General features: G+C 61.8%; 8 protein-coding genes. All 8 read left to right on the top strand.

The window, feature by feature from the left end; genetic code table 11:
• Nucleotides 1–8 precede the first annotated feature (8 nt).
• The 8 genes from FNT36_RS01105 (at nucleotide 9) to FNT36_RS01070 (ending at nucleotide 11,659) form a co-directional block, all read left to right on the top strand.
• Nucleotides 9–1,538, top strand: coding sequence for a SusD/RagB family nutrient-binding outer membrane lipoprotein (locus FNT36_RS01105; RefSeq protein WP_144843131.1), 1,530 nt, complete (start codon nucleotides 9–11; stop codon nucleotides 1,536–1,538).
• A gap of 239 nt (nucleotides 1,539–1,777) precedes the next feature.
• Complete coding sequence (locus FNT36_RS01100; RefSeq protein WP_144843129.1) at nucleotides 1,778–3,406, top strand: alpha-L-fucosidase; 1,629 nt, start codon at nucleotides 1,778–1,780, stop codon at nucleotides 3,404–3,406.
• A 233-nt stretch (nucleotides 3,407–3,639) separates the two neighbouring features.
• Nucleotides 3,640–5,859: a glycoside hydrolase family 20 protein gene (locus tag FNT36_RS01095; protein ID WP_233635581.1), complete on the top strand. Its 2,220-nt coding sequence runs from the start codon at nucleotides 3,640–3,642 to the stop codon at nucleotides 5,857–5,859.
• Between the two features lie 5 nt (nucleotides 5,860–5,864).
• Nucleotides 5,865–7,184, top strand: coding sequence for a gluconate:H+ symporter (locus tag FNT36_RS01090; protein WP_144843127.1), 1,320 nt, complete (start codon nucleotides 5,865–5,867; stop codon nucleotides 7,182–7,184).
• Between the two features lie 7 nt (nucleotides 7,185–7,191).
• Complete coding sequence (locus tag FNT36_RS01085) at nucleotides 7,192–7,656, top strand: RidA family protein (protein ID WP_144843125.1); 465 nt, start codon at nucleotides 7,192–7,194, stop codon at nucleotides 7,654–7,656.
• A gap of 172 nt (nucleotides 7,657–7,828) precedes the next feature.
• Nucleotides 7,829–8,932: a D-TA family PLP-dependent enzyme gene (locus FNT36_RS01080; RefSeq protein WP_144843123.1), complete on the top strand. Its 1,104-nt coding sequence runs from the start codon at nucleotides 7,829–7,831 to the stop codon at nucleotides 8,930–8,932.
• 3 nt (nucleotides 8,933–8,935) lie between these two features.
• The gene (locus tag FNT36_RS01075) at nucleotides 8,936–10,009 is read left to right on the top strand and encodes a dipeptidase (RefSeq protein WP_144843121.1); all 1,074 of its coding nucleotides are present in this window, start codon (nucleotides 8,936–8,938) and stop codon (nucleotides 10,007–10,009) included.
• 144 nt (nucleotides 10,010–10,153) lie between these two features.
• The gene (locus FNT36_RS01070; protein WP_144843119.1) at nucleotides 10,154–11,659 is read left to right on the top strand and encodes an alpha-L-arabinofuranosidase C-terminal domain-containing protein; all 1,506 of its coding nucleotides are present in this window, start codon (nucleotides 10,154–10,156) and stop codon (nucleotides 11,657–11,659) included.
• Nucleotides 11,660–11,695 lie beyond the last annotated feature (36 nt).

Genomic DNA, 11,695 nt, shown 5'->3' with positions numbered 1-11,695 from the left:
CATTCCCGATGAAGCGCTTATTTTCTAAATGCCTGCTGGTGGCGACGAGCTTGCTGCTAGGTACGGCTTGTACCAAAAACTTTGAGGAGATAAACACCAACCCCAATGCGGTGAATACCCTCACGCCGGAATTTTTATTCACCAAGGCCCAGTACGATGGGGTGGCCAACCAGCTGCTGCTCCTGCTGGGCACCATGCAGTACACCACCAGCTACAACGACGTGGCGGGCTTTGGCTCGAAGTACATTGCCAGCCAGGTCAATTCGTCGTCGTCGTCGTTTAGCAATGCCTACCCCGGCGCGCTCAACGAGCTCACGCTGATAATCAACTCGGTGAAGGACGACCCGGCCCGGGTGAATTTGCTGGCCGAGGCGCGCATCTGGCGCGTGTACTGCTACAGCCGCCTCACCGACGTGTACGGCGATATTCCGTACTTGCAGGCCACCAAGGGTTACACCGACAACCAGTTTACGCCCGCCTACGACGCGCAAAAGGACATTTACGCCGACATGCTGAAGGAGCTGGACGAAGCCGCCCAGAGCCTGGACCCCAGCAAAGCCACCTACGGCCAGTCGGACCTCATCTACAACGGCAACCCCACGCAGTGGAAAAAGCTGGCGTACTCCCTGATGCTGCGCCTAGGCATGCGCCTGACCAAAGTAGACGCGGCGGCGGCCCAAAGCTGGGCCACCAAGGCACTGGCGGGCGGCGTCATTACGGCCGATGGCGACATTGCTAAGGTATCGTATTTGGCCAGCGGCCAGCTCATCAACCAAAACCCGCTGGCGTATAACCTCTACATCAGCGACTACATCGCGGCCAACGGCAGCACCAACCAGGAAGGCGGCAAGTATCAAGACGTTTTCATCAACTACCTCAAGCAAACTCGCGACCCGCGCCTAGCAGTGGTGTCGGTGGTGTACACGGGCGGCTCGCCCAACGTGACCGACACCACCTTTGCCAAGCAGCAGGGCATGCCGGCCAACCTAGGGTCCAAGCCCGCCAACTTTGCCCAGCTCAGCGAGCCCAACCCCAAGACGGTGCTGCTGCGCAACTCGCCCTTTCTGGTGTTCACGGCGGCCGAGTCGTACTTTCTGCAAACCGAAGTGGCCCTGCGGGGCTGGTCGACCGGCACGCCGGCGGCTACGCTGTACTCTAATGGCGTGGCCGCGGCCCTGCGCCAGTGGAGCCTCTTCAGCGCGAGCGACGGCACCATTCCGACCGCTAAAATCAACGCCTACGTGAGCCGCAACCAGCTGGTGACGGGCACCTTTGCGCAGCAGATGCAGCAGATATATACGCAGTTCTGGGTCAGCATCTTCCCCGATGCGCAGGAGGCTTTTGCCAGCTACCGGCGCACCGGCTACCCCGCCCTCACGCCCAACAACTACGTGGGCAACGCCACGGGCGGGCAGTTTCCGCGCCGCTTCATCTACCCCATTTCGGAGCAGAACCTAAACCCGACTTCCTACGCGGCGGCCGTGGCCCGGCAGGGCCCCGACAACCTGCTGACCCGCGTGTACTGGGATAAGCAATAGGGCGCCAACCTCACCCCCGGCCCCTCTCCTTGGGGAGAGGGGAGCCTGACGATTGTACACGTGCACGAACACCAGCGCCGCCGTGGCTCCCCTCTCCTCAAGGAGAGGGGCCGGGGGTGAGGTTAAACGCCAGGGCAGCGCGCCCATTCCTTGACCTAGAAACTGATTTTGATTACCTAATCATAGCAAATGGGCCCTAGGGCAACCTAGGGCCCATTTGCTTCTTTCAAGCTTCTTTGATGCCCACCAAACTACTGGCCATCCTGCCCCTGCTGCTGTGCTTCCAAGCCGCCCGCGCCCAAAACGACGTGGTGAACGACGACGAGAAAAGCAGCTACAACCTGAATAAGCCCGAGCGCGAGCAGTGGCTGAAAAACACCGGCGCCGGCCTGTTCATCCACTTCAGCGTGGATGCGCAACTGGGCGTAGTTATCAGCCACTCGCTGGTGGGCGCTTCGGACGACTACGTGAACCGCTTCTTCACGGAGCTACCTAAGACGTTTAACCCCGACAAGTTTAACCCGCGTGAGATAGCCGAGCTGGCCAAGCTGGCGGGCATGAAGTACATCGTGTTCACGACCAAGCACCACGCGGGCTTCTGCATGTGGGACACCAAAACGACCGACTTCAACATCACCAAGACCCCTTATAAGAAGGACTTGCTGAAGGAATTTGTGGATGCCACCCGCGCCGCGGGCCTGGACGTGGGCTTTTATTTTTCGCCCGAGGACTTCTATTTCTTGCACGCCAATCACCTGCCCATCACCCGCGACAACTTAAAATTTGACGCGGCCATGACCCAGAAGTACAACGACTACAACCGCCGGCAGTGCGAGGAACTGATGACCAACTACGGCAAAATCGATGTGTTTTTCATCGACGGCGAGCCCAAGGAAGTCGTGAAAGAAACCTGCTGGCGCATCCAACCCAACCTGCTCATCACCCGCGGGGCCATTAAAACGCCCGAGCAAACCCTGCCGGGCACGCCCATTACGCAGCCCTGGCTTTCGCCCATCACCATCGGCACGGCCTGGCAGTACCAGCCCACCAACGAGCGCTACAAGTCGGGCACCCAGCTCATTGACCTACTGGTGGAGGCCCGCTCGAAGGGCGGCTCGCTGCTGCTCAACGTGGGCCCCAAGGCCAACGGCGCGCTGCCCGACGAGCAGGAAGGCCGCCTGCGCGAGATGGCCGCGTGGTACTTCCTCAACCACGAAAGCATCGACAGCACCCGCAGCTGGGTAGTGAATAAGGAAAATAACGTGCTATTTACGGCCAAGGGCAAGAACCTGTACGCCATCGTGACGGAGGTGCCCGACTGGAAAGAAGGCGAGCGCCGGACGTTTACCTTGCACTCGGTAAAGGCGCAGCCCAACACCACGGTGAGCGTGCTGGGCCAGAACGGTAAAATAATGGAGTACAAGCCCGGCCTCGACGTGCGCCCCACCTTCCAGCAGACGCCCGGCGGGCTGGTCGTAACAGCCGTGAAGTCGCAGCGCATCTACGACGACCACCGCTGGCCCAATGCCTTGGTTATCAAACTAGCCAACGTGCAGCCCGCCCTGGCCGAGGCCGTGACCGTAGAAACCACCGCCGCCAAGCCGGCCGCCGCCAGCACCCAGCTCAGCGGGCGTCTCTACAACTACAAGGGTAAAAGTGTAACCCGCGCCCGCTTCGCCTACCGGCCCTACCGCGGCCGCGTCGAGACTCTGTACGCCGACCCGTGGCAGTACTCGGCCTGGGTGCCCGTGAGCGCCGACGGCCGCTTCACAGCGCCGCTAAAAACGCCTAAGGGCGCCTTCGAATACAAAGCCGTGGCCGAGCAAAGCGGCGTGGCGGTAGAAGGCGACACCAAGCTAGTGAATTAACGAATAGCACGTTGCAGCAACCATTAATAGTAGCGCAGCTTCCGAGCAAGTGTACCGTGGACTCTGCGAGTCCGCGCGTGAATAAGCTGCTACCTACCTCCCCACGCGCGGACTCGCAGAGTCCACGGTACACTCACTTGCCTGCCCGAGGACACCTCATAACAACAGTTCTCTGCTTAGTACTGCTGTGTATCTGGCAAGCAGCTAAGGCGCAGCCGAACCTAGGACCGCCATTGCCCATTATTCCGCAGCCGGTGCGGGCGCGGGCGGGCGGCGCGCCCTTCGTGCTCACGAGCCGCACGGCGGTGCACACCGGGCCGGGCCTGACGCCGAGCGCGGCGGCTAGGTTTCGACAGTACGTGTGCACCGTGGGCCACCTCACGCTCAGCCTCCAACCTAGGGCGGCGACTGGGGCCGCGGGTGGCATTTACCTGCAACTCGATTCGCAGGCCGTGACGCACCCGGAGGGCTACCGCCTGGTGGTGGCGCCTGGTCGTATTACGGTGACGGGGCACGATGAGGCGGGTGTGTTTTATGGCTTGCAAAGCCTGAGCCAGCTGCTGCCCGCCGGCACTGGGAGCGCCTTGCGCGTGCCGGGCTGCGTGGTAGAAGACTACCCTAGGTTTGGGTACCGGGGCATGCACCTCGACGTGAGCCGGCACATGTTCCCGGTGCCGGTGCTGAAGAAGTGGCTCGACGTGCTGGCCTTTTACAAAATCAACACCCTGCACTGGCACTTGACCGACGACCAGGGCTGGCGCCTCGAAATCAAGAAATACCCGCGCCTGCAAATCGTGGCGGCCTACCGCGCCGAAACGTTGATAGGCCACAAAAAGGAACTGCCGCACCGCTTCGATGGCCAGCGCTACGGCGGCTACTACACCCAGGCCGAGGCCCGTGAGTTGGTGCGCTACGCCGCCGAGCGCCACATCACGGTCATTCCCGAAATTGAAATGCCGGGGCACGCGCTGGCGGCGCTGTCTGCCTACCCCGCCCTAGGGTGCACGGGCGGGCCGTACCAGGCGGCTACGTTCTGGGGCGTATTTGATGACGTGTACTGCGCCGGCAATGAAGACACTTTTACGTTTCTGGCCGACGTGCTCGACGAGGTGGTGGCCATTTTTCCGGGCCGCTACGTGCACATCGGCGGCGACGAGTGCCCCAAGACGCGCTGGAAAGTCTGCCCCAAATGCCAGGCCCGCATCAAGGCCGAGCACCTGAAAGACGAGCACGAGTTGCAGAGCTATTTCATCCAGCGCATGGGCCGATACCTGGCTACCAAAAATAAGCAACTCCTAGGTTGGGACGAAATATTAGAAGGCGGCTTGTCGCCGGGTGCCACCGTGATGAGCTGGACCGGCGAGCAGGGCGGCATCGAGGCGGCTCGCCTAGGGCACTCGGTGGTGATGACGCCCGAGAAAGAGGTGTATCTGGATTATTACCAGTCACTAAACCCGCGCGACTCGCTGGCGGCGGGCGGCTACACGCCGCTGCGCAAGCTTTACCGCTACGAGCCGGTGCCGGCTGTGCTCACCGCCGCGCAGGCCCGCTACGTGCGAGGCGTGCAGGCCAACGTCTGGACCGAGTACATGCCCACCCCGCGCAAGCTAGAGTACATGGTGTTTCCTAGGTTACTGGCCTTGGCCGAAATCGCTTGGTCGCCGCGCGGCCCGCGCAACTACTCCGGCTTCTTGGCCCGCGTCCGCACCCACGACCCGCTGCTGGGCGCCCTAGGGGTGGTGCCCGCCCGCAACTATGACGAAGTGACCGACAGCCTACGGGCGGGCCCTGGCGGCCTGCCGCTGCTCAAGCTGCAAGCCAGCGCGCCGCAGAGCGATATCCGCTTCACCACCGACGGCCAGGAGCCCACCGCCCAGAGCCAGAAGTACACTGCGCCCCTGCTCATCAGCCAAAGCTGCGTGGTGAAAGCCAGCGTTTTCGCGGGCTCTCGGCGCACGCAGCCGGTTTATAGCAAGGAGTTTACGGTGGGCCCGGCCACCGGCAAGGCTGTGGCGCTAGCCAACCCGCCGGCCGGCAACTACAACCCCGGCACCACCTGGGGCCTTACCAACGGCGTGGCCGGCACCAGCCGCTACAACGATGGCCAGTGGTACGGCTTTAGCGGCACCGACCTGGTGGCAACCCTCGACCTAGGGGCCCCGCAGCAGCTCAGCAGCGTGGGCACCAACGTGCTCAACTACCACTGGCAGAAGATGTGGCCGCCCACCAAGCTCGTCTTTTCGGTGTCGAGCGATGGCGTAAACTACCAGCCCGTGTACCAGCAAACCGAGTTTCCAATTAACGGCATCAACCCGGTGCGCGCCCGCATTGCGCCGGTATCGGCCCGCTACATAAAGGTGCAGGGCAGCAACCAGGGCGTCATTCCGGCCGGCGAGTACGGCGCGGGCGGCAAGTCCTGGCTGCTGGTCGATGAGATTCTAGTAAACTACTAGCCCCTATGACCTTAGTTATCGTCTTGCTGTGCATCGTGGGTTTGGTCTTGCTGATATCCGTCTGCAAGGTCAATGCCTACCTGGCCTTCCTAGCTATTTCGCTGCTAGCCGGGGTGCTATTAGGCATGCCGCTCGCTAACATCGCCAAGTCCATCGAAAAGGGCATCGGCGACACCCTAGGGTCGCTCGTGCTCATCCTCAGCCTAGGGGCCATGCTGGGCAAGCTGCTAGCCGAAACCGGCGCCGCCCAAAACCTGGCTACCGCGCTCATGCGCGCCTTCGGGCCCCGCTACATACAGTGGGCGATGGTGGTGACGGGGTTTATTATCGGCATTCCGCTTTACTATGGTATCGGCTTCGTGCTGATGGTGCCGCTCATTTTTTCCATTGTGTACCGCTACAAGCTGCCGGCCATCTACCTAGGGCTGCCCATGCTGTCGGCGCTCTCGGTCACGCACGGCTTTTTGCCCCCACACCCCTCGCCCACGGCGCTGGTTGTGCAGTTTGGGGCTAATATGGGCCTCACGCTACTCTACGGCCTGGCGGTGGCCGTGCCAGCCATCATCATTGCCGGGCCGCTATTCTCCCAAACATTAAAAGGGCTGGTGTCAGAACCGCTAGAGGTGTTTGCGCCGGCCCCGGCGGCCGAGACCCGGGTACCGGGCACGGCCAACAGCTTTTTCACGGCCCTGTTTCCGGTGCTGCTCCTGATGCTGGCTGCCCTGTACCCCGTGCTGGCGCCGGCGGGCGCCCCGGGACAAGCAGTGGTGGCGCTACTGGGCCAGCCCTCGGTTGTAATGCTGCTGGCCGTGGCCTACGCTACCTACTCGCTAGGTTGGCGCACGGGCCGCAGCATGCCCCAAATCATGGCCATCTACGCCGAAGCCGTGAAGGACATCAGCTTGATTTTACTGATAATTGGGGCCTCGGGCGCCCTCAAGCAGGTGCTCACCGACAGTGGCGCTAGCACCGAAATTGCGGGCTTGTTGCAGCACGTGGCCTTGCCGCCGCTGGTGCTGGGCTGGCTCATGGCGGCTATCATCCGGGCCTGCGTGGGGTCGGCCACGGTGGCGGGGCTCACCACGGCGGGCCTCATTGCGCCGCTGCTCCTCCAAACCCACACCAACCCCAACCTGATGGTGCTGGCCGTGGGCGCGGGCAGCCTCATGTTCTCGCACGTCAACGATGCCGGGTTTTGGATGTTCAAAGAATACTTCAACCTCAGCGTGAAAGACACGCTCCGGTCGTGGTCGGTCATGGAAGCCCTCGTGTCCGTGACCGGGCTAGCGGGCGTAATCTTGCTCAATCAATTTCTTCCCTTCTAATTTTCTCATGGCTACCCCCGACGAAAATTTCGCCCAAACCGGCCTGCGCCTGCCCCCCGCCCCCACACCCCTCGGTGTCTACAAGCCCTGCCTAGTCGATGGCAAGTACCTCTACGTATCGGGCCACGGGCCGGTGCAAGACGACAAAAGCCTAATTATCGGCCGCATCGGCGATGCCATCGACCAAGAAGGCGGCAAGCTGGCCGCCCGTCAAGTGGGCCTTACCATCCTGTCTACCATCATGGCCAACCTAGGCAGCCTCAACAAGGTCAAGCGCGTAATTAAGGTGCTGGGCATGGTGAACTGCACGCCCGATTTTGAGAAGCACCCCTACATCATCAATGGGTGCAGCGAGCTTTTTGCCCAGGTCTGGGGCACCGAAAATGGCATTGGCGTGCGCAGCGCCGTTGGCTTTGGCTCGCTGCCCGATAACATTCCGGTCGAGATTGAGGCGCTGTTCGAATTGGAGTAATCTGTTTTTCAGCATCGTTATAGCGATTAATTAATCGTTGGTCATGCAGAGCGCAGCGAAGCATCTAGCGTGGTGCAGTATTTTCTTATGCTAGCAACGAAGCGAGCGAGATGCTTCGCTACGCTCTGCATGACAGGTAATTTTCAAAGTGCCCTCAATAACACCCCAACACATGGCAGAGTGGTTTGAAATAGCAGACGCGGACATGGTGGACACGCCCGCGCTGGTGGTGTACCCCGACCGAGTGCGGCATAACCTGGCGCTGCTCGCCACCCAAATTGACGACCTAGGGCGGCTGCGCCCGCACATCAAAACCCACAAAAGCCGCGAAGCCGTGCTGCTGACCCTGGCCGCTGGCATCACCAAGTTTAAATGCGCCACCATCGCCGAAGCCGAGCTGCTTGGCAGCTGCCAAGCGCCCGATGTGCTGCTGGCCTACCAGCCCGTGGGCCCCAAGGCCAGCCGCCTGCTCGCCCTGATGCAAGAGTACCCGCGCACCCGCTTTTCGTGCCTGCTCGACAATGCAGAAGCCGCCCAGCACCTGAACGCTCTGGCCGAAGCCAGCCACCTGCTGGTGCCGGTCTTTATCGATTTAAACGTGGGCATGAACCGCTCGGGCATTGCGCTAGCGGCAGCGTTTCGCTTCTACCAGCAGTGCCAGGATTTGCCGAACCTCGACGTGGTGGGCCTGCACGTTTACGACGGCCACATTCACGACGAAGACCTAGCCGTGCGTACCGAACGCTGCCACCAGGCTTTTGCGCCCGTAGCGGCGCTAACTGAGCAGTTGCAAGAAGCGGGTTTTGCGCCCGTCATCGTGGCGGGCGGCACGCCCACATTTCCCGTACACGCCGCCCGGCCGGGTGTGGAGTGCAGCCCCGGCACGTTTATTTATTGGGATGGCGGCTACGGCCGGGCGTTTGCAGAGCAGCCGTTTTTGCCGGCCTCGCTGGTGCTGTGCCGTGTAGTTTCGCTGCCCACCACTACCACGCTGTGCGTAGACCTAGGGCACAAAGCCATTGCTTCGGAAAGCCCGCTCGATAAGCGCGTTACTTTCCTGAATGCGCCCGAGCTACAACCCATTGGCCACAGCGAAGAGCACCTGGTAGTAGAAGCTGGGCCCGACCACGGCTACCGGGTGGGCAACGTGCTCTACGGCCTGCCGCACCACATTTGCCCCACGGTGGCCCTCTACGCCCAAGCCACCGCCATCGAAAACCACCACCTGGCCGGCACGTGGCCCACCGTGGCCCGCGACCGAATTCTTACCGTGTAGCTTATGCTGATTGTAGACGCTCACCTCGACCTGAGCATGAATGCCTTGGAGTGGAACCGCGACCTCACCCAACCCGTAGCGGCCCTCAACGCCCGCGAAGCCGGCCTCACTGATAAGCCCGACCGGGGCTTGGCCACCGTGAGCCTGCCCGCCCTGCGCCAAGGCAACATTGGGCTAGTGGTAGCCACCCAGATTGCCCGCTACGTGGCGCCCGATAATCCCCTCCCCGGCTGGCACTCGCCCGCCCAAGCCTGGGCCCAAACCCAGGGCCAGTTAGCCTGGTACCAAGCTATGGAGGCCGCCGGCGAAATGACGCAGGTGCGCGACCGCGCCACCCTAGAGCAGCACCTCAGCCGCTGGGCCGACGACACCCCTCAAGACCGCAAGCCCATCGGCTACATCCTGAGCCTGGAAGGAGCCGACTCGCTCATCACGGTGGGCCACCTAGAGCAAGCCTACCAGTACGGGCTGCGCGCCGTGGGGCCCGCCCACTACGGGCCCGGCCGCTACGCCCAGGGCACCGATGCCACCGGCGGCCTAGGGCCCCAAGGCCCCGCGCTGCTGCGCGAAATGGAGCGCCTCAACATCATCTTGGACGCGACCCACTTATGCGACGACAGCTTTTGGGAAGCGCTCGACCTCTTTGGCGGCCCCGTGTGGGCCAGTCACAACAACTGCCGCGCCCTCGTCAACCACAACCGCCAGTACAGCGACGAGCAGCTGCGGGCACTGGCCGCCCGCGGCGCCGTAGTAGGCGCTGCCCTCGACGCCTGGATGATGGTGCCCAACTGGGTGCGCGGCGTGTCTACGCCCCTAGGGATGCACTGTAACCTGGAAGTAGCCATCGACCACATCGACCACCTGTGCCAAGTGATGGGCAGTGCCCAGCACGTGGGCCTGGGCACCGACCTCGACGGCGCCTTCGGCCGCGAGCAGTGCCCATACGACCTAGAGACCATCGCCGACCTACAAAAAATACCCGACCTGCTGGCCAAACGCGGCTACTCGACCGAGGACATCGAAGACATGATGCACGGCAACTGGCTGCGCTTTTTGCGGAACACGTGGCTGGTATAACGGGCTAATGCAAGAGGACGGGTGTACCGTGGACTCTGCGAGTCCGCGTGTAGGAGCGTTTTAACTCATGCACACGCGGACTCGCAGAGTCCACGGTACACACGCCCCAACTCCCGCGTAAGCATCATCCGCCAAAGAGTTTAAATGGAAAAACAGCCTCGCCGACAATTTATTGGCCTGAGTACTACTGCCCTCGCTGGGGCTATGGTACCGGGCCCCGTCAAAAGATTATTCGCGCCCAAAACCGCCGACATCACGGTGCACCTCGACCAGTCCCTGGGCACAATAGCGCCTACCATCTACGGGCAGTTTATCGAGCACCTAGGGCGCGCCATTTACGGCGGCATTTACGACGACCAGCAGCACCGCTTTCGCCCCGATGTACTCGAAAAAGTGCAGCGGCTGCGCCCCACCCTGCTGCGCTACCCCGGCGGCACGGTCACCAAGATTTACCACTGGAAAGATGGCGTGGGCAAAAACCGGCCGGTGCGCAAAAACCTCATCTGGGGCGGCTACGACAACAACCATGTCGGCACCGATGAATTTATGGAGTACGCCCGTCTTCTCGGCGCCGCGCCGTTCCTGACCGTGAATATGTCGACCGGCACGGCCGAAGAAGCCGCCGAGTGGGTCGAGTATTGCAACGCCACGGAGGGCGACTACGCCACCCAGCGCAAAGCCAACGGCCACCCCGCGCCCTACCAGGTAAAGTACTGGGGCCTGGGCAATGAAGAAGCCGCCAAGGAAGATGCCGGCCGACTGCAAGACCCGCGCGACTACATCAAGCAAGCCTGGTACTACGCCAAGCTCATGAAGCTGCAAGACCCGTCCGTCCAGCTCATTATGGTGGGCGACAAACCTGATTGGAACCAGCAGGTGCTGCAAGAGCTGCACCCCATCTGCGACTACATTGCGCTTCACCTCTACGCCAGCTCCAAGCCCAGCGACCCGGCCTCGCTCTTTACGTCCATTGCCGAGATGGAAGCCGCCATCAAAACCACCGCGGCCCAGATTGCCGCCCTCACCCCGCCCAAAGTAGCCAGCTTCAGCAAGTGGTACCGCTTCCCGGCCCGTCAGCAGCCCGTCAAGATTGCGGTCGATGAGTGGGGCATCTGGGAAAACGGCGGCCGCGGCGCCTACGACCTGGAGGTAGACTATACCTGGAACCACGCCCTAGGGGTAGCCACGTTCCTCAACATCTTTCAGCGCAATGCGGCAGTGATAGGCCTGGCCACCTGGGCCCAAACCGTGAACGTGCTGGCGCCCATCATGACGAACGGAACCACGTCCATCTGCCAGACGATTTACTATCCCCTAGAGCTCTACCGGCGGCTCTGCGGCCCCCAGAGCGTGGCCGTAACTACCACTGGCACGGAGGCGCTTGATGTATCGGCCTCCACCGATGGCAAAACCCTTACCCTAGCCATCGTCAACCGCGATAGCAAAGTAGTGGTGCCCTTAAAGCTCAACGCCAAAGTAGCAGGCCCCTGGACTGCACATGAGCTAAACGCTTCCTCAATAGAAGCCATGAATACGCTGAAGGCCCCGGACAAGAACGTAGTCAGCTACAAGCAGCGCACCCTACCTGCTGGCGCTACCACGTATACAGCCGAGGCACACAGTATTACCATCTTGCAAGCGAAGCTCTAACGGCTAGCTAACGCTAAAAAAACGACCTGCCGCGGC

This window comes from Hymenobacter setariae (assembly GCF_007713685.1).
Taxonomy (GTDB): domain Bacteria; phylum Bacteroidota; class Bacteroidia; order Cytophagales; family Hymenobacteraceae; genus Hymenobacter; species Hymenobacter setariae.
The sequence above is the reverse complement of the archived record's forward strand: the minus strand, read 5'-3'. Positions and strand labels throughout refer to the sequence as shown.

Bases quoted from the DNA above. Each gene is read 5' to 3' on its own strand.
- FNT36_RS01105 (WP_144843131.1), top strand. From the start codon at position 9: ATGAAGCGCTTATTTTCTAAATGCCTGCTGGTGGCGACGAGCTTGCTG.
- FNT36_RS01100 (WP_144843129.1), top strand. From the start codon at position 1,778: ATGCCCACCAAACTACTGGCCATCCTGCCCCTGCTGCTGTGCTTCCAA.
- FNT36_RS01090 (WP_144843127.1), top strand. From the start codon at position 5,865: ATGACCTTAGTTATCGTCTTGCTGTGCATCGTGGGTTTGGTCTTGCTG.
- FNT36_RS01085 (WP_144843125.1), top strand. From the start codon at position 7,192: ATGGCTACCCCCGACGAAAATTTCGCCCAAACCGGCCTGCGCCTGCCC.
- FNT36_RS01080 (WP_144843123.1), top strand. From the start codon at position 7,829: ATGGCAGAGTGGTTTGAAATAGCAGACGCGGACATGGTGGACACGCCC.
- FNT36_RS01075 (WP_144843121.1), top strand. From the start codon at position 8,936: ATGCTGATTGTAGACGCTCACCTCGACCTGAGCATGAATGCCTTGGAG.
- FNT36_RS01070 (WP_144843119.1), top strand. From the start codon at position 10,154: ATGGAAAAACAGCCTCGCCGACAATTTATTGGCCTGAGTACTACTGCC.